Source organism: Bradyrhizobium algeriense, from assembly GCF_003062295.1.
Taxonomy (GTDB): Bacteria; Pseudomonadota; Alphaproteobacteria; order Rhizobiales; family Xanthobacteraceae; genus Bradyrhizobium; species Bradyrhizobium algeriense.
In genome coordinates this window covers 79,652-104,204 of record NZ_PYCN01000012.1, presented here as the reverse complement: position 1 = coordinate 104,204, position 24,553 = coordinate 79,652, and the positions used below count along the sequence as shown (strand labels likewise).

Sequence of the window (24,553 nt, the reverse complement as noted above, 5' to 3'; positions counted from 1 at the left end):
AAAGGGAGACACCAGGGATGACAGAAGCGGCGTTCACGACCGAACTATTGGAAAGCGGCAATCTGCTGGTGGGGCCGTGGCGCAGCCCGAAGCAAATGCTTCATGCGCAGGTCTACGACTCCCACGCCTCGATCCACGACGATGCGACCGCGCAAAAGCTGGGGTTTCAGGGCGGCACCATCGAGGGCCCGACCCATTTCAGCCAGTTCGCGCCGCTGTGCGAGCGGATCTGGGGCCAGCCCTGGTTCGAGACCGGATGCCTGTCGGCCCACTACCGCAACCCCGCCTTCGAGGGCGAGGAGGTGCAGGCCAATATCGAAAAGCCGAAGCCGGGCGAGAGGATCTGCGCGATCGGCATGACCAAGCGCGACGGCACCGAGATCTTGCGTGGCACCGCGTCGGTCGGCGGCGATGGTTCGGACACGGCGCTTTCCCGGCGGATCGGCGAACTGAAGCCGCTCGCCGATCCCGTCATTCTCGCCGACCTCAAGGTTGGCATGAAGACACCCCGCCAGACGGTGAAGATGGATTTCGACCAGCACATGGGCGACCTCTATCCGTTTTCGCTTGAGCAGAAGCTGAAGGTGATCACCGAGCCTTCGGCGTATTATTCGCAGGAGCACAATCCCTGGGGCCGGGCGATCATTCCCATGGAGATGCTGAGCGTGCTGTTTCAGTACCGCGCCCGCGAGGACCGGTTGCCGGTCCGCGGTCCGGCGGTCGGGCTGTTCGCCGACCAGGAAATCCGCCTGCTGCGCGGGCCATTGTTTGTCGGCGACAACTACACCGCCGAGCGCGAGGTCGTCGCGTTGAGCGGCAGCCGCCGCACCGAGAGCGTGTGGATGCGCACGACGGTGTTTGCGAAAGACGACAACCCGGTCGCCACGATGCTGCTGAACATGGCCAGCATCAAAGACTCCTACGCCAACTATGAGCAGGAGCACAAAGCGCTCTACGGCTAGGTGAGCCTCATCCGCTATCGCCAACAAGGACAACAACAAAATGGCCCGCCTGCCCTATCTCGAAGCCGACCAGGTCGCCCCCGAATACCGCGACATGCTCAAGCGCAACACCAACCTGCACAAGCTGTTGGTGAACTCTCCCGACATGGCGCGCGCCTTCAACGGCATCGGCGGATATATCCGCTTCAACAGCAAGCTCGATCCGCGCTTGCGTGAACTGGCGATCCTCCAGGTCGGCTGGATGGAGAAATCGGAATATGAGTTCACCCACCACGTGAAGATCGGCAAGGAGTTCGGCGTCACCGATGACGATATCGCCGCCCTGATGGCCGAGACCGAGGGCAAGCCCTCAAAACTCGAACCGCTGGCGAAGGCGATCCTCCGTGGCGCCCGTGAGATGGTGCGGGAACTTGCGATGTCGGAAGCAACCTTCTCTGAGATCAAGCAAAAACTCTCCGACGAGCTGATGGTCGACCTCGTGCTCACCATCGCGTTCTACTGCGCCGTGGTCCGCGTGCTGGCGACCATGAAGATCGACAACGAACCCTATTACAAAGAGGTACTGCAACAGTACCCGATCCCGGGAGTGGAATGAATGCGCCTGAAAGATCGTGTCGCCATCGTCGTCGGCGCCGGACAGAGCCCCGGCGAAGGCATCGGCAACGGCCGCGCCACCGCGCTGACCTTTGCGCGCGAAGGCGCCAAGGTGCTGTGTGTCGATCACAATCTGGCCTCCGCCCAGGAGACGGTCGACATGATCACCGCCAAACAGGGCGCCGCGGCGGCGTTCAAGGCTGACGTCACCCAAAATGCCGACCTCCAGGCGATGGTGGCGGACGCGCAAGCGCGCTGGGGCCGCATCGACGTGCTGCACAACAATGTCGGCGTCAGCCTGTCCGGCGGCGACGCCGAACTGCTCGACATTTCAGAGGAAGCGTTCGACCGCTGCGTCGCGATCAACCTGAAGAGCTGCGTGCTGGCCGCCAAGCACGTGATCCCGATCATGCGCCAACAAAAGAGCGGCGCGATCATCAACATCTCGTCGATGGCCGCGATCACGACCTATCCCTATGTGGCCTATAAGGCGACCAAGTCGGCGATGATCGCCTTCACCGAACAGCTCGCCTACCAGAACGCCCAGTACGGCATCCGCGCCAACGTCATCCTGCCGGGCCTGATGAATACGCCGATGGCGGTCGATACCCGCGCGCGCGAGTTCAAGAAGAGCCGCGCCGAGGTCGAGGCCGAACGCGATGCAAAAGTGCCGCTGCGCCACAAGATGGGCACCGGCTGGGACGTCGCCAACGCCGCACTGTTTCTGGCGTCGGATGAAGCAAGTTTCATTACCGGCGTGACGTTGCCGGTGGACGGCGGGGCGAGCGTGCGGCGGGGATAGGAATCGTAGGGTGGGCAAAGGCGCACTTCGCGCCGTGCCCACCATCGAATACTTCGCTCGAAATGGTGGGCACGCTTCCGCCTTCGCTCGTTGAGCTACGGCGGACAAGTCGCTTTGCCCACTCTACGGCAGCTACGGCGGCGTTTCGCAGGAAGGGAACCTAATCGATTTCCAAAACGTTGTTCGTTCCTGCACCGGCTCCCGCAAAAAGCAACCCCATTGCCGTGACCAAAGCCGACCTTTCCGACCTCTATCGAAACTACATTGCCTGCCTGAACAAACAGGACTGGCCGATGCTGGGCCAGTTCGTTCATCACGACGTGGTCCACAACGGCCGGCGGATCGGCTTATCGGGTTATCTCGAAATGCTGGAGAGAGACTTTGATGAAATTCCGGACCTTCATTTCAACATCCGGATGCTGATTGCCGATCCACCTCGTATTGCCAGCCGGCTGAGCTTCGACTGCACACCGAAGCGAAGCTTCCTTGGCCTCCATGTAGGCGGCAAGAGAATTTCATTCACCGAGAATGTTTTCTACGAGTTTCGGGAAGACAAGATTCGCGAAGTATGGTCGGTGATAGACAAGGTGGCCATCGAAGCCCAGCTTTAGCGGCCAGTATGGCCGCGCGTTCCGCCGGCGCGAAGAAGCCGGGCTCCTAAAATTTACTATTTGTTAGTAACTTTCTCTTAAGGGGTGCGGCGATCGGGCGGTCTTTTTGACGCGCCCCGTATTCACGCAATTTTGCGCCAGCGTTTTTGTCCGGCCATCTGTGTGATTCGACACATTCAATCGATTCCAGTGACACGATGATGTGACAGCGCATCGTCGCTTGTCGAAATACCGACTCGTTGCAGTCGCACGAATTTCATGTGCGCTCGCTATGAGGCACCTCAAGAATTGTGGCAAGCGCTGCAAGAAATGCCGAGGCACCATGAACGAAGAATTCGACTACGACCTGACGCCGTCCCAGTGGGAAACCTTGAAGGCCTTGCGTACGCCAGCATCAAAGCTGCCGCGCATGAGCCGCTACACGATCGACGGCCTGATCGCGCTCGAACTCGCCACCATGAACGGCGACACACCCGCCATCACCGCGAAGGGACGCAAGGTGCTGATCAGAGGCTCATCGCTGCTGTTGCAGGATCTGGCAGCCTGATTCGCGGCACTGCGCTGCAGCACAAGATTTTGGATTGACCGCCTCGGGTTTTGGAGTTTGACGCGAATGAGCCATCGCGGACGTCCTTTGATCTAGGTCAACAAAGCAGCGCGGCGCTCTGCTCCCGTTCGGTATCAGGATCGTCCTGTGCGACCGAATAGCTGTCGGTAGTAGCCCGGGAGGCTGCCAGATGTTGAAGGACAAGCAGAAGAAGGGCGAGATAGTTGAGGCGCCGGGGACCGCGTCGGGCAAGGTGAGCCGCAAGGAATTTGAGAAGGAACTCGCAAAACTTCAGGTCGAGCTGACCCGGCTGCAGACCTGGGTCAAAGACAAGGGGGCACGCATCATTGTGGTCTTCGAGGGCCGGGACACCGCGGGCAAAGGCGGCGTCATCAGCCGGATCACAGCGCGGACCAGCCCGCGCGTCTACCGCCACGTGGCATTGCCCGTCCCGTCCGACCGAGAGAAGACCCAACTCTTCATTCAGCGCTACGTCGCGCATTTTCCGGCGGCGGGCGAGATCGTCCTGTTCGACCGCTCGTGGTACAACCGGGCCGGCGTCGAGCGGGTGATGGGCTTCGTCACCGATGAGGATTACGAGCGGTTCTTAGCGATGGTCCCCGTTGTCGAGCGGGAGATGATCGTCAACAACGGCATCATCCTGCGCAAATACTTTCTCGACGTAAGTCAGGACGAGCAACGGCGCCGGTTTGAGGCGCGGATCAAAGACCCGATGAAACACTGGAAGCTCAGTCCGATGGACACCGAATCGGTGCGGCGCTGGTGGGACTACACGGCGGCCTACCAGCGCATGATCAAGGCCACCCACACGTCTTGGGCGCCCTGGTACATCGTCCCCGCTGACAACAAGCGTCGGGCCCGGCTGAACCTGATCCGGCATCTGCTCGAGAGCATCCCATACAAGAAGGTCGACGTAGACCTGCCGAAGATTCCCAAGGCGCAACGGCAGCCTAAGAGTGCTACCGTGGGTCTGGGCGCAGGCCACCCGGTTCCGAGCCGCTACTGACGTTTCGGCGCGGTGTGGCCGGGCCTGGAAGTGACGGCCGATGAAGCATTGGATGCACTGGCTGCCGGGCATCGAAACGCTGCGTCGATACGAGGCGGCGTGGCTTAGGCACGATATCCTCGCTGGGCTCGTGCTGGCGGCCATGCTGGTCCCGGTTGGAATTGCCTACGCGGTGGCATCGGGCTTGCCTGGCATCTACGGTCTGTACGCAACGATCGTGCCGCTGTTGGTCTACGCATTGTTCGGCCCCAGTCGCATCCTCGTTCTGGGACCGGACTCGGCGCTGGCGGCTGTTATCCTCGGCGTTGTCGTTCCGCTGTCCGGTGGTGATCCTCTCCGCGCCGCAACGCTCGCCGCCATGATGGCGATCGTTTCAGGGACGGTATGCATTCTGGCCGGCATCGCCCGCCTGGGTTTTGTCACCGAGTTGCTCTCCAAGCCGATTCGGTACGGCTATATGAACGGAATTGCATTGACCGTTTTGATCAGCCAATTGCCAAACCTCTTCGGCTTCTCGATCAAGGGCGAAGGACCCTTGCGGAGTCTGTGGGCGATCGCCGATGCGATTCTTGAAGGAAAGACAAACTGGGTCGCCTTCGGGATTGGGCTCGGCACGCTGATGGTCATCCTGCTGCTCCAGAACAACAAGCGGCTGCCAGGCATTCTGATTGCGGTGGTTGCGGCGACCGCCGTCGTCGGCGCGCTTGACCTTGGGGCCCGTTACGGCGTGGCGGTCATTGGTCCCCTTCCAGAGGGATTGCCGGGTTTCGCAATCCCCTGGATCACCTACGGCGATATCGTCCCGGTACTGGTCGGCGGCTGCGCCATTGCCCTGGTTTCGTTTGCGGACACCAGCGTGCTTTCGCGTTCCTATGCCGCGCGATTGGGCACGCATGTCGATCCCAACCAGGAGATGGTGGGGCTTGGCGCCGCCAACCTGGCAACCGGATTCTTTCAAGGTTTCCCGATCAGCAGCAGCTCTTCGCGTACGCCTGTTGCCGAAGCCGCCGGCGCCCGCACCCAGCTAACCAGTGTCGTCGGCGCGCTTGCCATCGCCACCCTTCTGCTGGTGGCGCCAAACCTGCTTCAGCATTTGCCCTCCGCTGCATTGGCGGCTGTCGTCATCGCCGCTGCGATCGGCTTGTTTGAGGTCACCGACCTCAAACGAATCTATCGGATTCAGCAGTGGGAGTTCTGGCTGTCGATGGTCTGCTTTGTCGGGGTGGCCGTATTCGGAGTGATTCCGGGAATTGGGCTCGCAATCGCGATCGCCATCATCGAGTTCCTGTGGGACGGCTGGCGCCCGCACTCTGCCGTGTTGGGTCGCGCCGATGGCGTCAAAGGTTATCACGACATCACGAGATATCCGGATGCACGCCAAATCCCCGGGCTGGTCCTGTTTCGGTGGGATGCACCTCTGTTCTTCGCCAACGCCGAATTCTTCAAGGAGCGCGTCCTGGACGCCGTGGCGAAATCGCCGACGCCCGTGCGCTGGCTGGTCGTTGCGGCGGAACCCGTCACCAGCGTGGACGTCTCCGCCGGCGATATAGTCGCCGAATTGGACGAGGCGTTGCACGCGCAGGGCATCGAGTTGTGCTTTGCCGAACTCAAAGATCCGGTAAAGGACAAGCTGAAGCGATTTGGGTTGTTCTCGCAGCTTGGCGAGCAATATTTCTTCCCGACCGTTGGCGCAGCCGTTTCCAGCTACCTGGAAATCAATGACGTGGAGTGGGAGGACTGGGAGGACCAGGTCAAAACTTAGAAAGTGACGCGGCAATCACGCGGCCGCGAAAGCAGGTTCCGAACTTGCCGCTGCGGGGAGCAAGCGTATATTGGATCAATGGCTGTCAGCCCGCCCGATCTGAAAGCATTTTTGCGCGCCACACCGTTCTTCGGTGGCCTCTCGGACGCTAGCCTCGATCTCCTGGCCTCAATGTTGGTCGAGCGCCGCTTCGACGCCGGCGCCACGATCGTCGCGGAAGGCGAACCGGGGCGCTCAATGTTCATTGTTCACTCGGGCCAGCTCCTGGTGAGCAAGCTCGGTGATTTGGGGCGCGCCATTCGGATATCGGGTCTGGAGCCCGGCGATTTCTTCGGCGAAATGACGCTCATCGAAATGCAGAACCGGTCAGCCACCGTCGTAGCCGAGAGCGCAACCGTGCTGTACGAGCTCACGGCCCGAAGCCTCTACACGTACTACAAGGCCGACATCCACGCCTATGTGCTGGTGATGCAGAATATCAACCGTGAACTTTGCCGGCGGCTCCGCCGCGCCGACAGCCGCATCGCAGAGCTGGTCCTTCACGCGAATAGATGATGCAGATACAACCCGCAACGGCCCGTAGCGTGGCCGCCCAACGTTCTGAATTGACTTCCGCTTTCGGCCTCACAGTGGACATGGCTGGACTTGCCGCTGCACCGCCCCGGTAGCGAAGGACCCCAAGGCCGACGTGGGTCGCTAAACAACGGCGCGCCGCGGAGACCCGGCGGTTGTTGTCAGCAGCATCCTATGACACCATCTGAGTACCGAGTTGTTATGACTTCCAGAGGCCTATGCCCCGCCGGAAATATGCTTGGGAAAAGCTATCGGATGAGCAGTTGCTCCAGCAACGCCTCAGTAGTCTGAGGGTTGCGGTCGAAGGCACTTGGCTCGAGGATTGTATCAGCACTCTTTATGAAGAGCTTGAAGAGCGGAGCATCCGGCTGCGGCCACATACATGGATGTCGAGCGAATGGTTTAGTCCGGCAGATGTGCCCGGCATTGCCGTCCCATTCTATCTCAGCCATCCCCGCTTGATGAAGCTGGAGAAGAAAATGATGCTCGACGTCGAGGGCGGCACCTGGTCCGAATGCATGGCCATCCTCCGCCATGAGGCAGGCCATGCCATCCAGCACGGCTATCAGTTGCAGCGCCGCCGGCGTTGGCAGCAGCTGTTCGGCCGGTCCTCAAAACACTACCCGCGCTACTACCGGCCCAATCCGGCCAGCCGGCAATATGTTCAGCATCTTCGGCTCTGGTACGCGCAGAGCCATCCGGACGAGGATTTCGCTGAAACCTTCGCGGTGTGGCTGCGGCCGCGTTCGAACTGGCGGACACGCTATGCCGGCTGGCCGGCGCTGAACAAGCTCGAATATGTCGACGAACTGATGGAGGAAATCGCCGGGAAGCGGCCGCTGGTCACGACGCGGGAGCGTGTCGATCCGCTGCATGAACTCGGCCAGACACTCGGCGACCACTATAAAAAGAAGCAGGCGTTCTACGCCTTCAGGCCACCGAAGACTTACGACCGCGACCTCTCCCGGCTCTTTTCCGCCGATCCACGGCATCGCCGGGGGCAGCCGGCTTCTGCATTCATCAGGCGGCACCGCGCCCACATCAGGCGGCTGGTTGCGCGGTGGACAGGCGAGAACCAGCTTACGCTTGATGCTGTACTTGACGACATGATCTCCCGCTGCCGAGAGCTCAATCTGCGCGCTGTCGGCTCCGATCGGAAGCTTGTGGCTGACTTCACTGTCCTGTTGACCGCCAAGACCATGCACGCGCTGTTCGGTCCTTCGCGGCGAAAATGGATCGCGCTATGAGACGCCTGCGCGTTCTGGTGCTCATGCATCCGGACTTTGTGCCCCCGGACTCCACCGAGGGATACACTGCGCGGCAAATCAACGAATGGAAAACAGAATATGACGTCGTGAGCACCTTGCGTGCGGCCGGCCATGATGTTCGCCCGCTCGGTGCGCAGGAGGAAATCAAGCCGGTGCGCGAGGAGATCGAAAGTTTCAAGCCGCACGTGGTATTCACGTTGCTGGAGCAGTTTCACAACGAGCCCACGTATGACCAGCACGTCGCAAGCTATCTCGAACTGATGCAGATCCCGTATACCGGGTGTAACCCGCGTGGTCTGATCCTGGCGCGCGGCAAGGATCTGTCCAAGACATTGGTGCACCATCGCCGGATCGCGGTGCCGGCCTTCGCCGTATTCCCGATGCGCCGAAAGGTCAAACGCCCAGCGCGTCTTGCGCTGCCGTTAATCGTCAAGAGCCTGAACGAGGATGGATCCCGGGGTATCTCGCAGGCGTCCGTCGTCGATACGGACGAGAAGCTCGCAGAGCGCGTCGCCTTCGTCCATGAGCGGATCGGGACCGCCGCGATCGCCGAGCAATATATCGAGGGACGTGAGCTTTATGTCGGCGTGCTCGGCAACAATCGGTTGCGAGTGTTGCCGGTTTGGGAATTGAAATTCGGCACTATGGGCGGCCAGGCCATAGCCACCGAGAAGGTCAAACACGATCCCGGTTATCAGGAGCGCGTGGGAATTATGGATGGGCCGGCCAAGAACCTTGCGCCGGAGGTACTCGCCCGCATTCAGCGAACAGCGAAACGCATCTACCGAACACTCGGGCTCGATGGATACGCGCGCATCGATTTTCGCCTCTCTGCCGACGGCACCCTGTATTTCATTGAAGCGAACCCCAATCCCGAAATCGCGAAGAGCCAGGAGTTCGCTACAGCGGCCCAGCATGGCGGACTTGATTACCCGGACCTCTTGCATCGCATTCTTGCGCTCGGAAAAAGCCGGGCAAACGCCGGCGCATCCGTAGGCTGAGACGGGCATGCGGAAGAGAGATTCCCGATTCATCTATGTCCGGCTGTTTTGGTCTTCTCGAAGACTCGCAGTCCTGAGGATGTTTTAGCTTCTGATCCGACAGCCCAAATCGATGCGGAATTTGGTCCGCGATCGGCGCATATCGAACATCGCGTAGCAATCAAGCTCGATCTATGGGTCGCGCCCTAATGTTCGTCCGGCCTCGTCCGCGCGATAATCTCGGCTGCGCCCTTGTCCAGCAACTCCAGCCCGACCGCACGGCCGAGTTCGCGCGGCCGGTCTGCAGCGCCCTGCCGCGATACCTCGATGAAGCGGTCGCCGGTTTCATCCAGCACGGCAGCGGTCAGCGTCATCTCGCGGCCCGCCAGCGTAGCGTGGCCGGCGATCGGCGAGTTGCAATGGCCGTTCAACACCCAGAGCACCTCGCGCTCGGCCTCGGCGCAGAGGCGCGACTGCGTATCCTCGATCTTCGCCAGCCGCTCGCGCGTCAGCCAGTCGTTCTCGACGCATTCGACCGCGACGATGCCCTGCCCCACCGCCGGCAGCATTTCGTGCACGGAAAAATCATGAACGATGCGCGACGTCATGCCGATGCGCTCGAGCCCCGACCGCGCCATTACAAGCGCATCCGCAGGCCCCACCTCGCCGCCATCGGGAAGCCGCTGCTTGTCGCCGCGATCGAGTTTTGCCACGCGCGTGTCCGCCGCGCCGCGGAAATGGATAACCGTCACTTCCGGAAACAGCCGGCGCAGATAGGCCGCGCGGCGCACCGCATTGGTGCCGATCTTGAAACCCTTGCCTTTCGATGCGCGAAATTCATCGAGCGAAAGGCCGGGACGCAGCACCAGCGCGTCGTTGGCGGCGTCGCGCGGCAGCGTCGCTCCGATGATCAGGCCCGGGGTCTCCTCATTGCCCGGAACATCCTTCAGCGAATGCATCGCCGCCTGCAATTGCCCGCCGCGCATGGCTTCGCGAATTTCGGCGACGAACGCCCCGCCCTTGCCGCCATGGCGCAGCAGCTTGCTGGTCTGGTCCTGGTCGCCGCGGGTTTCGAACTTGACGATCTCGACGTCGAGCGCGGAATCGGACGCGCGCAACAGCCGCGCGATCCCTTCCGTCTGCGCCAGCGCCATCGCGCTCTTGCGCGTGCCGATCTTCAAGGTCTGTCCTGACACAAGGTCTCCGTTCGAAGGCGATCAAGTTGTTGTTTCATGCGTAGGGGATAGAGCAAGCCGCCCACCAGAACAACTCTTTGGCTAATAGCGAGCCGTTCGTTTAGGAGCGACCATTGTGCACCGCAACAACCTGTTTCGCCAGGTTTTTAACCTCCGATCCCGGCTTTGTCCGGCGCCACCACCGCGACACCGTCCGCCGCCTTCACGCCATCCCCCCGCGGCAGGACAAACAAGGGATTGATCTCCGCTTCCAGCAGGTTCGTCCCGATCGAGGATACCATGCTCGAAAATGCAAGCATGGCGTCGACAAGGGCCTCGACATCCGCAACCGGGCGACCGCGAAAGCCGCTCAGCAGCGGAGCGGATTTCAGCTCGCCGATCATTTCCTCCGCATCCCTTCGCGAAAGCGGCGCCAGCCTCACGACGGTGTCCTTGTAAAGTTCAGCGGCGATGCCGCCCATGCCCAACAGGATCGAAGGTCCAAGCTGACTGTCATGCTTAAGACCCAGGATCAGTTCGATCGCGCCGGTCACCAGTTCCTGGACCAGAAATCCTTCCGCCTTTCGTTTCGTCGCCAGCGAGAATGTTTCTGCCATCCGCGTGCAAGTGGCCGCGACATCGCTGGGAGGGATGTTGACGGCGACTCCGCCGACGTCAGATTTGTGAAGCACGTCGCGGGACAGGGCCTTGATGACGACGTTGCCCTGGAACCGTGCCGCTGCAGATGCAGCTTCCTCGGGCGTGGCGGCACAGATCTCACGGGTGACCGGAACGCCGAATTTCTCAAACAGCGCCTTGCTCTCATACTCGTTGAGAGGACCGGGACGCAGCATGCACCGGATGTCGGCGCCGACGGCCACGGGCATGGCCGGATCACCGGTTTGCGGCGAGGTCTTTCGGTGAATGCGCCACATTGCGGAAAATGCCGTAGCGCAGGCCTCAGGCGCGGCAAAGGTTGGTATGCCCGCGAGATTGAGATGCTTGACCGCGTGCGGCGCGTTGGGGGCGGCAAATACCACAACGGGCTTGTCGGTCCGGGCGAAACAATCACGCAACGGCGCGCCGACGGTCTCCGGTTCCGTGATCGAAGACGAACCCAGAATGACGGCAACTGCATCGTAGGAAGCGCTTTCGAGCACGCTGTCGAGCACATCTCGAAAATACTCGGATTTCACGCCCGCGAGGGTAACGTCGATGGGGTTTCGATCCAGCACGGCATCGGGAATGTTCAGAGCCATCAGGCGGCCAGCAGTCATCGGGTCTGGAGCCGGGGTTTCGAACCCCGCCAGGCCGGCTGCATCAGCGACCAAACTCGCCGCGCCGCCAGTCGAGGTTACCACGGCGACGCGGCGGCCTTTCAGTCGGCGCCCAGAACTCAGCGCGAGCGGGATATCGAGCAGGTCAGAGAAGTACAGTGCTCTGATGATGCCGAGTTGCCTGAACAATGCATCGTAGACGACGTCCGATCCCGCCAGTGCCCCGGTATGCGAACTTGCTGACTGGATACCAGACTCCGATCGCCCGACCTTGAAAGCCACGATCGGCTTGCCGGCTTCCGCTGCGCGCAATGCCGCTTGCCGAAACTGCAACGGCTTGCGAAGGCCCTCCAGATAGAGCGCGATCACCTTCGTGGCGGGATCATCGACCAGGTAGTTGATCAGATCGGACACGTCGATGTCGGATTCGTTTCCCGTTGCGACCAGTTTGGAAAACCCGACGCCCTGGGCATCGGCTCGCGACAGCAGCGACCCTAGGATTCCCCCGCTTTGGGAAACCAGCGCGATGGAGCCGGGCACCAGCTCGTTGACCTGAAGCGCCGCACTCGCGGAGAGGGCGATGCCGTCGGTGACATTGACGAGGCCGATCGTATTCGGCCCAAGAACCCGCATGGTGCCGGCCGCGCTTTTCAGCCGTTGCTGCCGCGCCATTCCTTCCGCGCCGCTTTCACCAAATCCGCCGGCGAGAACGATCGCTGCGCCCGTTCCGATGGCTCCCAGATCCTTGACAGCGTCCGGAACACGGCTGGAGCCGACCAGGACGATGGCGACATCGGGAGCATGCGGCAGCGACCGGATATCCGGAAAACACGGATAGCGTCCAATCGATCGATAGCGCGGGTTGACCGGGAAGACTTCATGCCCGTAGCCATACTTCTCCAGAAAGGCCAGCGGACGGCCGGTCAGTTTGCCGGCATCGGCTGAAGCGCCGATAATCGCCACGCTCTTCGGTCGGATCAAGCGTTCCAGCGAATCCATATCGCCCCCTATCGCGCGGATTTGTCGAGGAATGCCGCGACGGATTCCCGGTGTTCGGACGTCGTGTAGCAGATGGCCTGGGCTTCCCGGCCGAGCGCAAAGACCTGCTCTTCCGCAGTTTCAAATGTGCGGTCCATAATGCTCTTTGTTAGAGCGATCGCCGCGATAGAACCCCGACTGAGATCGCGCGCCCATGCTGCGGCGTCATGCACGAGCGTCGCAGCCGGACGCACGCGATCCGCCAGTCCCATCGCGAGAGCTTCTGTTGAACCCACGGAACGACCGGTGAAGATCATCTCTTTCGCGCGCGACAAACCTACCCGCCGCGGCAGGAAGTACATTCCTCCACCGTCGGAAACCAACCCACGACGAACAAAACTCATGCTGAACACGGCCTCTTCGGAGGCCACGATGAAATCGCACGCGAGCGCCATGTCGCATCCCAGACCCGCGGCCGCACCGTTCACGGCAGCGACAGTCACCTTCCCCATGCCGTGGAGCGCCGCAACGCTCTTGTGGGTCTGCTGCTGCCGCCGCCAGCCATTGAATGCCACCTTGCCGGACGGCGCCTGCAGCCGCTCGCGCATGCCGGAAATGTCGCCACCCGAGCAGAACGACGTGCCGTTTCCGGTCAAAACGACGGCGCGCACGGCCTCGTCATTGGCTGCCCGATCGAGCGCGGCGATGAACCGCGCGCGCATTTCATCGTTGATGGCGTTGCGCACATCCGGCCTGTTCAACCTCACGATCGCGACTGAATCCTCAACGGACAACTCGACCAGGCTAGTCATCGTTACCTCTCAAACCGGTGATTGAATTTCGCTGCTCACGGCGCGGCCTTGCCAAGGAAGGACATTGCGCGACGTTGCGCGGGGCTATTCCACCTTGATGTTCGCGTCCTTGATCAGCTTGCGCCATCGGGCTTCCTCGTCCTGAACATAGCGATCGAGTTCTTCGGGGGAGCTGCCGACCATGATCAGGCCTTCGTTGCTCTCGAGTCGCTTGAAAGCGACGGACTGAACGGCCTTTGCGACGGCCTTGTTCAGACGCTCGATGATCGGCGCAGGCGTCTTGGCCGGCGCGTACAATCCGTACCAGCTCTCAGCGGCGTAGCCTGGCAACCCGGCTTCGGCGACCGTCGGCAAATCGGGGAACGCGGGCGAGCGCTCGGCAGTCGTGACAGCCAGTGCCCGGAGCTGTCCACCTCCGACAAGCGAGGCTGCGCTTGCCACCGTGGTGAAGATGACATCGATCTGGCCGCCCAGGAGATCGGTGATTGCCGGCGCAGCGCCCCTGTAGGACACCGTTGTCAGGTTCACATTCGCCATCGATTTGAACAGTTCTCCCGCCAAATGGGCCGAAGTTCCCGTCCCGAACGTGCCGTAGTTGAGCTTCCCGGGGTTAGCCTTGGCTTCAGCGATCAGGTCGGGAATCGATTTGATCTTCGATGCCGGGTTCACAACGACGATGTTGAGGGATCGCGCGATCAGCGAGACGGCGGCGAAGTCCTTGTGCGGATCGAACGGAAGCTTGCTGTTCAAGCTCGGATTGACCGCATGGGCGAAGCTTGCCAGCAGCAGCGTGTAGCCATCAGGCTCGCTGGTCGCGACAGTCTGGGTTCCGATGACGGTGCCGGCACCCGGCTTGTTTTCGATGATGACTGACTTGCCCAGGTCGGACGAAATTTCCTGAGCCAGCGTTCGAGCGATAATGTCGGTACCGCCGCCGGAGGAGAAGGGAACGACGATCTTGATAATCTTGGCCGGGTATTCGGCTTGGACCGGCGCGGCAGCCCCCAATACCCCCATCGCCGACAAGACGGCAAGAATGATCCGCGGGCACCGGCGCGCTGCGGGTCCTGAAGGATGGGTTACCTTGCTCTTCTGCATGCGTGCCTCCCTTTGGCTGTTGTTCGAGCATTTTGGAAAATGCGTCTGTCACGGCGGCTTCTGTGTCCGGGCCGTCCATGCAGCTAGCACGGGCAATCCCGCCTCCGCTGGCCCCATTTCCATCTAGTGGAATTGGCACTTATCCGTTAGACGAGCTGAGAAGGCGGCTATGGCAAGAGGGCGGCACGCATGAACTCTGCTGGCGGCAATCGTTCGTTGCAGCGGGGCGTCGAAATCCTGCGGGCGTTCCGTCAGGGAATCGATGTTCTCGGAAACGGAGAGATCGCAGAGCGGACCGGAATTCCGCGAGCGACGGTCAGCCGGCTAACTCGCACGCTGGTCCAGGCCGGCATGCTGGACGATGTTCGCAGCGAACGCGCCTACAGGCTGGCCGCGGCAGTGATGAGCTTCGGGCATGCGATGCGCATGAGTTCGCCGATCCTCAACGCCTTGGGGCCGATGATGCGCGTTGAATCCATGCGGCGGAAGATGAATGTTGGATTGGCCACCGCGGACCGCTCGATGATGGTCTATCTGGAATCCGTCCGATTCAACCCACGCGTTGTTCTGCGCAATGTCGTTGCGGGGCAGCAGGTGCCCATGGAATTAACCTCGCTCGGGCGGGCCTATCTGGCGGGGATAACCGAACAAGAAAGAGCCAAACTGTTTGCGACCTTCAAGCGGCGCGGTGCCGGCGCAACGCAGAATTTGCTGGCCGAAGTGCAAAGATCGATCCGCTCCGTCAAGCGCGATGGCTATTGCGCCGTCTCGTGGCAGCGCGGCGTTCTGGCTGTTGCGACACCGATCATCGTCAAGGGGCTCCCGGTGTACGCGCTCAATATGAGCACGCAGAATGTGCAACCCACCTCACGGCTGTCCGCCGAGATGGGTGCCTATCTCCTGGCGTTTGCAAAGAGGTGCAATGAGGCACTCGCCGGCAAATAAGCGTGTTGCGCGTTCAAGACCTACTTACCGATGGTCTGCCATGCCGAAAACGTTATTTGTGCAGCGCATCAAAATCCATAGGGTGCCGCCTTCAAAAGGATTTTTTTGTTGTCCGACACCAGTGCCAATGCCTTGGCCGCTTCAGGCCACCGCCCGATGGGCTTCCCGGAATTCGTGATCGTGATCGCCTCCATCATGGCGCTCAATCCGCTCGCGATGGACATGATGCTGCCGGCGCTGCCGGACATCGCGTCCGCATGCGCGTGCTCTCCCACGGCGCGCTGATCGGCTTCGTGGTCATCGCCGCAACCATGCTGGCGGCGGCGAAAATGCAGATGCTGCCCTTGCCGCTGTTCATGGTGCTCTCGATATCGATGATGTTTGCGTTCGGCTTGATGATCGCCAATTTCACCGCGCTCGCCATGGAGCCGCAGGGCCATATCGCCGGCACCGCCGCGTCGCTGTACGGCTCGATCACCACGCTACTCGCCATCGGCATCGGCGCCACCATCGGCCAGGATTACGACGGCACGCTGGTGCCGTTCGCGACCGGCTTCCTGCTCTGCACGCTGGCGGCGCTCGGCGTGGTGCTGGTCGTGGAGAAAGGCCGGCTGTTCAGGCCGCATGGCATAAAGGTGTGACCGGCCCAAATTCGTAGCCCGGATGGAGCGAAGCGCAATCCGGGGTTCTATGTTTGCGGGCGAGCATCCCGGGTTACGCTTCGCTCCACCCGGGCTACAGTCCGCCCGGCACTGGGCATCGTTTGGCGAAGCTGATAACAATTCCTCAGCTCAGATCGCCTTCAGAATTGGAAATCGGAAGATGGATAATCGCAGTAACATCTGGCGTGGCGTCGACACCATCAAGCCGCGCTTTGTCGCCTTGGCCGACCGGGTCTGGGCGATGCCCGAGGTCTGCTACACCGAGGCGCGCTCGTCCGCCGAACATCTGGCCGAGCTGCGCCATCAGGGTTTCCGCATCACCGAGCAGGTCGCAGGCATTCCGACCGCGGTGATGGGCGAATGGGGCGACGGCGGGCCGGTGATCGCTTTTCTCGGCGAATATGACGCCCTGCCCGGCCTCAGCCAGGAAGCCGGCGTGGCCGAACCTCGCCCGCTGGAGGCCGGCGGCCATGGTCATGGTTGCGGCCACAATCTGCTCGGTTCCGCCGCGCTGCTTGCGGCCACCGCCGTGAAGGATTGGCTCGCCGAACACAAAGCGCCGGGGCGCGTGCGCTATTACGGCTGCCCCGCGGAAGAAGGCGGCGCGGCAAAAGCCTTCATGGTGCGCGATGGCGCCTTCGACGACGCCGACATCGCGATCACCTGGCACCCGTCGAGCTTCTGGGAAGTGGTGGTGACGCCCTCGCTCGCCAACACGCGCGCCGATTTCATCTTCACCGGGCGCACCTCGCATGCCGCCGCCTCGCCGCATCTCGGCCGCAGCGCGCTGGATGCGGTCGAGCTGATGAATGTCGGCGTCAATTACATGCGCGAGCACATGCCGAGCGACGCCCGCGTCCATTACGCCCTGCTCGACACCGGCGGCATTGCCCCCAACGTGGTGCAGGCCCATGCGCGCGTGCGCTATTCGATCCGCGACCGCGACCTGCCCGGCATGAACGAACTGGTGGAGCGCGTCCACAAGATCGCGCAGGGCGCGGCATTGATGACCGAAACCAAGGTGGAGATGAAGATCATTTCCGCCGTCTCCAACCTGTTGCCGAACAGCCCGCTCGAGGCGGCGCTTCATCGCATCATGGAGGAACTCGGCCCGCCGCATTTCGATGACACCGACAAGGATTTCGCCGCAAAAATCCGTTCCACGCTGACGGACAAGGATATCGCGTCCGTCTATCGCTCGATCGGCATGGAGCCGACCGACCGGCCGCTGGCCGATTTCATCGTCCCGCTGGATGCCAAACGTAATCCGCAGATCGGCTCGACCGATGTGGGCGACGTGAGCTGGGTCGTGCCGACCGTTCAGGTCCATGCCCCGACGGTCGCGATCGGCACCCCGTTCCATACCTGGCAGGTGGTGGCGCAGGGCAAGAGCCCGCACGCCCACAAGGCCATGGTGCAAGCCGCCAAGGCGATGGCGGGGCTCGGCGTCAGGGCGCTGACGGAACCGGACCTGATCGCCGCCGCCAAGGCCGACCTGAACAAGCGCACCACCCGGACGCCCTATGTCAGCCCGCTGCCGGACAGCGTCGCGCCGCCGCTGGATATGTCGCTGACCTGACCGGGTCCGGTGAACAAATTTTTTGCAGTGCAGAGCGCGATTCAGCGCGCTTTGGCGCCGGATTGCTGAAGCTGTGTGCGGCGCAGCGCGTTTCTGCCCAAGCAAAAATCACACGCCCCTTCCAACCTGCCGATTGTCGACAGCCAGCCGTTGACCTCAGGGCCATTTGATGTGCCATCTTACCCGGGGACACTTAACGCTGCCGCCCGGCGGCGCACTGCGCAATGCCAAAACCAGACGGGGACAACGATGCTGGACAACGAACTGCGAACCATGATCGACGAAGTAAAGGACGGGCGCATGGACCGCCGCAGCTTCGTTCAGCGGATGCTTGCTTTCGGTCTCACCGCACCCATGGCGACGCAGATACTGGCCATCGGCGGTGTGGCGATGGCGCAGAGTCCCGCGACCTACAAGCCGACCAAGCGCGGCGGCGGCGGCCCGCTTAAACTGCTGTGGTGGCAGGGACCGACCCTGCTCAATCCGCATTTTGCCACCGGCACCAAGGACCAGGACGGCTCGCGCCTGTTCTATGAGCCGCTGGCGAGCTGGGATTCCGCCGGCAACCTCAACCCAATTCTGGCGGCGGAAATTCCGTCGATTCAGAACGGCGGCCTCGCTGCCGACGGCAAGTCGGTGACCTGGAAGCTCAAGCCAGGCGTCAAATGGCATGACGGCAAGCCGTTCACCGCCGATGACGTCGTGTTCAACTGGGAATACGCCCGCGATCCCGCCACCTCAGCGCTGACCATCGGCGTTTACCAGGACATCACCGTCGAAAAGGTTGATGATCTCACCGTCCGCATCCTGTTCAAGAACCCCACCCCGTTCTGGGCCGATGCCTTTGTCGCGGTGGTCGGCTGCATCCTGCCCAAGCATCTGTTTGCAGATTACAAAGGCGCCAAATCCCGCGAGGCTCCGAACAATCTCAAGCCCGTCGGCACCGGTCCTTACAAGTTCGTCGAGTTCAAGCCGGGCGACGTCGTGCGCGGGGAAATCAATCCTGACTACCACATGCCGAACCGCCCCTACTTCGATACGATCGAGATCAAGGGCGGCGGAGATGCCGTCTCGGCGGCGCGTGCGGTGATTCAGACCGGCGAATATGACTATGCCTGGAACATGCAGGTGGAAGACGATGTCCTGCTGCGTCTGGAGAAGGGCGGCAAGGGCAAGACTGTCTACTCGACCGGCGGCGATATCGAGTTCATTGCGCTGAACTTCACCGATCCCAACACCGAGGTCGACGGCGAACGTTCGTCGATGAAGACCAAGCATCCCCTGCTCTCCAATCCGGCCGTTCGCAAGGCGCTGGCGCTCCTCGTCGACCGCGATGCCATTCAAAAGCACATCTACGGTCGCGCCGGGCGCACCACGGCCAGCTTCCTCAACGGTCCCGAACAGTTCGTCTCCAAGAACACGAAATGGGAATTCAGCATCGAGAAGGCGACCCAGCTGCTGGAAGAGGCCGGATGGAAAGTCGGCGCGGACGGCATCCGCGAGAAGGACGGCAAGAAGCTGAAGCTGCTGTACCAGACCGCGATCAACGGCCCGCGCCAGAAGACCCAGGCCATCGTCAAGCAGGCCTGCCAGAAGGCCGGCATCGACGTCGAATTGAAATCGGTCGTGGCCTCGGTCTTTTTCTCTTCGGATGTCGCCAACCCGGACACCTATTCCAAATTCTATGCCGACATCGAAATGTTCCAGATTCCGATGACCCAGCCGGATCCGGCCCAGCATATGCGGCGCTTTCATTCGCGCTTCGTGGCCACCAAGGAAAACAAGTGGCAGGGCAGGAATTTCCCGCGCTGGGTCAACACGGAGTTTGACGCTGCGATCGACGCGGCCGAGGCTGAAGTCGATCCGGTCAAGCGGGCCGCGTTCTACATCAAGGCCAACGACATCATGTGGCAAGACACGGTGGTCATCCCGGTGATGCACCGCCTGAAGGTCGGCGCCGCAACCAACTCGCTGCGCCCGGTGCTCAGCGGCTGGACCAACGACACCGACAATATCCAGGACTGGTATCGAGAGACCTGATAGCCGGCGTTAGGCGGATCGTTTCTCATGCGTCAGTACATCCTGCGTCGTCTCCTGATCGCGGTGCCGAGCCTGCTCGGCATTTCGCTCGTGCTGTTCATCGTGCTGGCGCTGGCGCCGGGCGATCCCTTCAGTGAGCTCGCGACCAATCCCAACGTGCCGCCCGAAGTCGCGGCGGCGCTTCGGACCAAGTTCGGCCTCGACGATCCGATCTACCTCCGCTACCTGCACTGGATCACCGCCATGCTGCAGGGCGACTGGGGCTTTTCCTTTGTCAGCCGGATGAACGTCGACACGCTGATCCTGCAGCGCCTGCCGACGACGCTCTACGTGATCGGCTCGGCGCAACTGCTCGCGCTCGCGATTGCGATCCCGGTCGGGGTCTATGCCGCGACGCGGCCCTATTCGATCTTCGACCAGATCGCGAACACGCTCGCCTTTATCGGCTTTTCGCTGCCGACCTTCTTCACCGGTCTTTTGTTCATCCTGCTCTTTTCAATCACGCTGGACTGGCTGCCTTTCGTCTACACCACCGACATCAAGGCGACCGGGTTCCGCTGGGTGATTGAACAGGTCCGGCAGGCTATCATGCCGGTGATGGTGCTCGCCCTGTTTCAGGCCGCCTCCATGACGCGCTTCGTGCGCTCGGCCATGCTGGACGTGATCCGCCTCGACTACGTCACCACCGCCCGCGCCAAGGGCCTCGGGCAGGCCCGGGTGATCGTCAAGCACGCGATGCGCAACGCCATGATCCCGGTCGTCACGCTGGTCGCGCTGCAGATGCCCGCCGTGTTCGGCGGCGCCATCGTCACCGAGCAGATTTTTCGCATTCCGGGTATCGGCTCGCTCCTGATCTCCTCCATTCTCTCCAACGACACGCCGGTCGTGATGGCCGTGACGTTCGTCTTCGCCTGTCTCGTCGTGCTCTTCAACCTGATCGCGGATGTCCTTTATGGCTGGCTTGACCCTCGCATCTCCCTCCGTTGAGCGGCGGCCGGCCTGGTCGCCCTGGCGCGAGACCTGGCGGCGCTATCGCCGCCACAAGCTCGCCGTGGTCAGCGCGGTCCTGCTGATCGTCCTGATTCTGGCGGTGGCGTTCGGCCCGTTCGTCTGGCGCGTCAGCATCAACGACATCGATTTCAACGCCCGCCTTGAAGGCCCCTCGCTCGCCCATCCCTTCGGCACCGACGATCTCGGACAGGACATTCTGGCGCGCATGATCTACGGCGGACGCATCTCGCTCGCGGTCGGGCTGGCCGCGATGGCGGTCGCCGTCATCGTCGGCACGGTGATCGGTGCGCTCGCCGGCATGTCCCGCGGCGCGCTGGGGCATGCCCTGATGTGGCTGACCGACCTCTTCCTCTCGCTGCCGCAACTGCCGCTGCTGCTGCTCCTGATCTACCTGTTCCGCGACGGATTGAAGGCCGTGTTCGGCCCCGAAGGCGGTATCTTCATCCTGATCGTGCTTGTCATCGGCGGGCTGCGCTGGATGCCGGTCGCCCGCCTGGTGCGCGCGCAATTCCTCTCGCTGCGCGAAAAGGATTTTGTCGAAGCCGCCCGCGCGCTCGGCGCCAGTCCGCTGCGGCAGGTGGTGCGTCACATCCTGCCCAACGCGCTCGGACCGGTGATCATTGCCGGCACCATCGACGTCGCCGCCGCCATCATCGCGGAATCGACCTTGTCGTTTCTCGGCCTCGGCTTCCCGCCCGACGTTCCGACCTGGGGCCGGTTGCTGTTCGACGCCAAGGACTTTCTCGACATCGCCGCCCACTGGGCGCTGTTTCCGGGCGGCGCCATCTTCGTCGCGGTCGTTGCCATCAACTTCATCGGCGACGGCATGCGCGACGCGCTCGATGCAAGGCGGGTGATCTGATGGCGCCACTGCTCGAGATCAAGGGCCTCAAAACCCATTTCTCCACCGACGACGGCATGCTGCAGGCGGTCGACGGCGTCGACATCGCGCTGAACAAGGGCGAGACGCTCTGCGTGGTCGGCGAGTCCGGCTGCGGCAAGACCGTCACGGCGATGTCGATCCTGAAGCTGATCGCGATGCCGCCGGGCCGCATCGTCGAAGGCCAGATCCTGTTCGAGGGCCGCGATCTCGTGCCGCTCACAAGCCACGAACTTGACGACATCCGCGCCAAGCAGATCGGCTTCATCTTCCAGGAGCCGATGACCTCGCTCAACCCGGTGCTGTCGATCGGCGAGCAGATCGCCGAAAGCCTGCGCCGCCATGAGGGCCTCTCGAAAAAGGAGGCGCTGGCCCGCACGATAGAGATGCTGAAGCTGGTGCAGATTCCCAATGCGGAAGGCCGCGTGCATGATTATCCGCACCAGTTCTCGGGCGGCATGCGCCAGCGCGTCATGATCGCGATGGCGCTGGCCTGCAAGCCAAAACTCGTCATCGCCGACGAGCCGACCACCGCGCTCGACGTCACCATCCAGGCGCAGATCCTCGATTTGTTGCAGGACATGAAGGAACGCTTCGGCATGGCGGTCATGCTGATCACCCATGCGATGGGCGTCGTGGCGGAGACCGCGCAGCGCGTCGTCGTCATGTATGCCGGCAAGGTGGTAGAAGAGGCCGATGTCGACAGCCTGTTCGCAAGCCCGCGCCATCCGTACACGCAGGGCCTGATCCGCTCGATCCCGCGCATCGATCTCGACAGCGCGCACAAGACCCGGCTGGAAGCGATCGGCGGCACCGTGCCGATGCTGATCAATCCCGCCCCCGGCTGCCGCTTTGCGCCGCGCTGCCGCTACGCCTTCGGTCCTTGCTCCGAAACGGAACCGGTTCTGCGCGAGGTCGCACCGGGCCATCGCATGGCCTGCCACCTCGAACAGACGCAGGGAGCAAGCTCATGAGCGAACCCCTGCTGCAAGTCACCGACCTGAAGAAGCATTTTTCCGTCAAGGGCGGACTCCTTTCGCGCGAGGTCGGACGCGTTCACGCGGTGGACGGCGTGTCGTTTGCGGTCAATCGCGGCGAAACGCTCGGACTGGTCGGCGAGTCCGGCTGCGGAAAATCCACCACGGCGCGCTGCGTGCTGCGCCTCGTTGAGCCCAGCGAAGGCGAGATCGTCTTTGACGGACGCGACGTGCGCGGCCTTTCCGGCGGCGACCTGCGCGCCATGCGGCGCAACATGCAGATCGTGTTCCAGGACCCGTTTGCCTCGCTCAATCCGCGCATGACCGTCGCTGCGATCCTCGGCGAAGCCTTCACCATCCACGAGCTCGCCTCCTCGACAAGCGAACGGGACGACCGCGTGGCGAGCCTGCTCGTCAAGGTGGGGCTGAAGGCCGAGCACATGCGGCGCTACCCGCACGAATTCTCCGGTGGCCAGCGCCAGCGCATCGGTATTGCGCGCGCGCTCGCGGTGGAGCCGAAGTTCATCGTCTGCGACGAGCCGGTTTCGGCGCTCGACGTCTCGATTCAGGCGCAGGTGATCAACTTGCTGGAAGATCTGCAGGCCGAACTCAACCTCACCTATCTGTTCGTCGCCCACGATCTCTCGGTGGTGGAGCATATTTCCGACCGCGTCGCGGTGATGTATCTCGGCCGCATCGTCGAGCTGGCGAGCGCGCGCGATCTCTATCGCCATCCGCAGCATCCCTATACCCAGGCGCTGCTCTCCGCCGTGCCGGTGCCGGACCCGAAGGTGAAGCGCAAGCGGATCCGCCTGCAAGGCGATGTGCCGAGCCCGATGAACCCGCCGCGCGGCTGTCATTTCCACACCCGCTGCCCGATCGCCGAGCCGCGCTGCCGCGAAAGCGCGCCCGAACTGAAGCAAGGCAGCGACGGGCATTTCGTGGCTTGCCATCTGGCCTGACAGGTACTGGCTGAAATAGGCCACCGTTTTTTTGAATGAGGCCACTGTCGGGTTCCCTACAGACAGCGGCTGGAATCAGATTTACCTCGGGCACATGCCGGGTCGGCATGGGGATCGGCGCGCCCCGGCATAGAACGACCCCAGTGGACCCCAGCCCCCGAAGCTGGGGTCGTTTCTTTTGAACGACCGCTTTGAAGCGGGCCACTGTCAGCTGCGGCAGGCGGTTCGCTTTTTGTCGAAGCTTGCCGGCGGCGCCTGTGCCGTCCGATTATTCGCCGCGTCCCGTGCGGGCGCGTTCGCGTGAATTCAATCATCGAAAATGGAGCGGCCCCGCCGCGGCAGTGGTTGAACCACTCTTGCCGGGGCGGGGCCGCGATCAATTCGTTGCGCGTTAGCGCTGGTGAACGCCGTTTTTGCGAATGACGTCCGATAGCTGAGCCAAAAGCTCCCGAAGCCGGGCATTCTCTTCGATCAGCGAATGAGCTTCGTCGGCCTGGTCGTCGTGACGAAGGGCGGGCTCGTCCCCGCGAAGGGCATTCTCAAGCAGTGAAAGAGCGTCGTCGGTCGGTTCCTCAACCCAAAATGAGGGTTCTGCGCGTCGGTCTCGCTTATTAAGCTGCGGATGGTCTACTCGCATGATGATACTCCAATTTTAAAATGCGGAACGAGCCCCCAGTCTCTTTGTCGCGCGCGGAGAATGAGGTGAGTCGGCGGGCAATTTTGCGACTAAAATTGGAAGCGCGCGGACGCGACCCCGGCGCTAAAGCGGCGTGATTGCGGCGAATCTTGAAGCGCGCGGAGGCTGGCGCTGCAGCCTGCGCGTGCGATGTGTGGCGCCTTCGAGCAGAGCATGTCCTCGGACCAGGACCGGCTCCGCATCAGGAAAACGCATCAAAACAACAATCTAGGACGGGTTCTGATTCAATCAGAGCCGAAAAGTTTCTCTCAAAGAAACGTGGCCAGTTGATAAAGCGCGTAAAGAACTTCCAGCCCCATGAGAACGAGCGCTGCGATCATTAGATAATAACCAA

Annotated in this window: 23 protein-coding genes and 1 pseudogene; 19 read left to right on the top strand and 5 right to left on the bottom strand. The window is 62.1% G+C overall.

The window, feature by feature from the left end; genetic code table 11:
• Nucleotides 1-17: 17 nt before the first annotated feature.
• From C7G61_RS22830 to C7G61_RS22785, 10 genes are all read left to right on the top strand, one after another.
• The gene (locus C7G61_RS22830) at nt 18-962 is read left to right on the top strand and encodes a hotdog family protein (protein ID WP_108518626.1); all 945 of its coding nucleotides are present in this window, start codon (nt 18-20) and stop codon (nt 960-962) included.
• A 40-nt stretch (nt 963-1,002) separates the two neighbouring features.
• Nucleotides 1,003-1,557, top strand: coding sequence for a carboxymuconolactone decarboxylase family protein (locus tag C7G61_RS22825; protein ID WP_108518623.1), 555 nt, complete (start codon nt 1,003-1,005; stop codon nt 1,555-1,557).
• Complete coding sequence (locus tag C7G61_RS22820; RefSeq protein WP_108518620.1) at nt 1,558-2,358, top strand: SDR family NAD(P)-dependent oxidoreductase; 801 nt, start codon at nt 1,558-1,560, stop codon at nt 2,356-2,358.
• Between the two features lie 224 nt (nt 2,359-2,582).
• Nucleotides 2,583-2,969 (top strand): ester cyclase, encoded by a 387-nt coding sequence (locus C7G61_RS22815; protein WP_108518842.1) that lies wholly within the window; start codon nt 2,583-2,585, stop codon nt 2,967-2,969.
• Nucleotides 2,970-3,291: 322 nt separating this feature from the next.
• Nucleotides 3,292-3,516: a hypothetical protein gene (locus C7G61_RS22810; RefSeq protein ID WP_108518839.1), complete on the top strand. Its 225-nt coding sequence runs from the start codon at nt 3,292-3,294 to the stop codon at nt 3,514-3,516.
• A 190-nt stretch (nt 3,517-3,706) separates the two neighbouring features.
• Nucleotides 3,707-4,543 carry a polyphosphate kinase 2 gene (ppk2, locus tag C7G61_RS22805; RefSeq protein WP_108518618.1) on the top strand — a complete coding sequence of 279 codons (837 nt, stop codon included), beginning with the start codon at nt 3,707-3,709 and terminating at the stop codon, nt 4,541-4,543.
• A 40-nt stretch (nt 4,544-4,583) separates the two neighbouring features.
• Entirely contained in the window at nt 4,584-6,305 is a 1,722-nt protein-coding gene (locus C7G61_RS22800) for a SulP family inorganic anion transporter (protein WP_108518615.1), read from the top strand.
• Nucleotides 6,306-6,383: 78 nt separating this feature from the next.
• The gene (locus tag C7G61_RS22795) at nt 6,384-6,860 is read left to right on the top strand and encodes a Crp/Fnr family transcriptional regulator (protein WP_108518613.1); all 477 of its coding nucleotides are present in this window, start codon (nt 6,384-6,386) and stop codon (nt 6,858-6,860) included.
• 497 nt (nt 6,861-7,357) lie between these two features.
• Entirely contained in the window at nt 7,358-8,125 is a 768-nt protein-coding gene (locus tag C7G61_RS22790) for a putative zinc-binding metallopeptidase (RefSeq protein ID WP_244608419.1), read from the top strand.
• Nucleotides 8,122-9,147, top strand: coding sequence for a D-alanine--D-alanine ligase family protein (locus C7G61_RS22785; RefSeq protein WP_190241926.1), 1,026 nt, complete (start codon nt 8,122-8,124; stop codon nt 9,145-9,147). Before C7G61_RS22790 ends, C7G61_RS22785 begins: the two co-directional genes overlap by 4 nt.
• 185 nt (nt 9,148-9,332) lie before the next feature.
• On the opposite strand, the gene hemC is transcribed toward C7G61_RS22785, so the two are convergent.
• The 4 genes from hemC to C7G61_RS22765 all read right to left on the bottom strand — a co-directional run bounded on the left by hemC (nt 9,333) and on the right by C7G61_RS22765 (nt 14,466).
• Nucleotides 9,333-10,307 carry a hydroxymethylbilane synthase gene (gene hemC / locus C7G61_RS22780; protein ID WP_108518837.1) on the bottom strand — a complete coding sequence of 325 codons (975 nt, stop codon included), beginning with the start codon at nt 10,305-10,307 and terminating at the stop codon, nt 9,333-9,335.
• Nucleotides 10,308-10,468: 161 nt separating this feature from the next.
• Entirely contained in the window at nt 10,469-12,577 is a 2,109-nt protein-coding gene (locus C7G61_RS22775; RefSeq protein ID WP_108518607.1) for an acetate--CoA ligase family protein, read from the bottom strand.
• 8 nt (nt 12,578-12,585) lie between these two features.
• Complete coding sequence (locus tag C7G61_RS22770) at nt 12,586-13,368, bottom strand: enoyl-CoA hydratase/isomerase family protein (RefSeq protein WP_108518604.1); 783 nt, start codon at nt 13,366-13,368, stop codon at nt 12,586-12,588.
• Between the two features lie 84 nt (nt 13,369-13,452).
• Nucleotides 13,453-14,466 carry a tripartite tricarboxylate transporter substrate binding protein gene (locus C7G61_RS22765; RefSeq protein ID WP_108518602.1) on the bottom strand — a complete coding sequence of 338 codons (1,014 nt, stop codon included), beginning with the start codon at nt 14,464-14,466 and terminating at the stop codon, nt 13,453-13,455.
• Between the two features lie 189 nt (nt 14,467-14,655).
• Between C7G61_RS22765 and C7G61_RS22760 the strand changes: the two genes are divergently transcribed.
• The 9 genes and pseudogenes from C7G61_RS22760 to C7G61_RS22725 all read left to right on the top strand — a co-directional run bounded on the left by C7G61_RS22760 (nt 14,656) and on the right by C7G61_RS22725 (nt 23,522).
• Entirely contained in the window at nt 14,656-15,411 is a 756-nt protein-coding gene (locus C7G61_RS22760) for an IclR family transcriptional regulator (RefSeq protein WP_108518600.1), read from the top strand.
• Between the two features lie 108 nt (nt 15,412-15,519).
• Entirely contained in the window at nt 15,520-15,696 is a 177-nt protein-coding gene (locus tag C7G61_RS44780; RefSeq protein ID WP_190241934.1) for a hypothetical protein, read from the top strand.
• A pseudogene (locus tag C7G61_RS22755) lies at nt 15,660-16,052 on the top strand (MFS transporter); the annotation flags it as partial. The gene C7G61_RS44780 and the pseudogene C7G61_RS22755, both read left to right, overlap by 37 nt.
• 181 nt (nt 16,053-16,233) lie before the next feature.
• On the top strand, nt 16,234-17,652 hold the full coding sequence (locus C7G61_RS22750) for a M20 family metallopeptidase (RefSeq protein WP_108518598.1): 1,419 nt from the start codon (nt 16,234-16,236) through the stop codon (nt 17,650-17,652).
• Between the two features lie 249 nt (nt 17,653-17,901).
• On the top strand, nt 17,902-19,692 hold the full coding sequence (locus C7G61_RS22745) for a peptide ABC transporter substrate-binding protein (RefSeq protein ID WP_108518596.1): 1,791 nt from the start codon (nt 17,902-17,904) through the stop codon (nt 19,690-19,692).
• Between the two features lie 27 nt (nt 19,693-19,719).
• Nucleotides 19,720-20,679 (top strand): ABC transporter permease, encoded by a 960-nt coding sequence (locus C7G61_RS22740; protein ID WP_108518594.1) that lies wholly within the window; start codon nt 19,720-19,722, stop codon nt 20,677-20,679.
• Nucleotides 20,645-21,565, top strand: coding sequence for an ABC transporter permease (locus C7G61_RS22735; protein WP_108518592.1), 921 nt, complete (start codon nt 20,645-20,647; stop codon nt 21,563-21,565). The genes C7G61_RS22740 and C7G61_RS22735 overlap by 35 nt, the downstream gene beginning before the upstream one ends.
• Nucleotides 21,565-22,557 carry an ABC transporter ATP-binding protein gene (locus C7G61_RS22730; RefSeq protein WP_108518589.1) on the top strand — a complete coding sequence of 331 codons (993 nt, stop codon included), beginning with the start codon at nt 21,565-21,567 and terminating at the stop codon, nt 22,555-22,557. The genes C7G61_RS22735 and C7G61_RS22730 overlap by 1 nt, the downstream gene beginning before the upstream one ends.
• Entirely contained in the window at nt 22,554-23,522 is a 969-nt protein-coding gene (locus C7G61_RS22725; protein WP_108518587.1) for an ABC transporter ATP-binding protein, read from the top strand. The genes C7G61_RS22730 and C7G61_RS22725 overlap by 4 nt, the downstream gene beginning before the upstream one ends.
• Before the next feature lie 391 nt (nt 23,523-23,913).
• Here the strand turns inward: C7G61_RS22725 and C7G61_RS22720 are convergent, their stop codons facing one another.
• Nucleotides 23,914-24,159 (bottom strand): hypothetical protein, encoded by a 246-nt coding sequence (locus C7G61_RS22720; RefSeq protein WP_108518585.1) that lies wholly within the window; start codon nt 24,157-24,159, stop codon nt 23,914-23,916.
• Nucleotides 24,160-24,553: the final 394 nt, after the last annotated feature.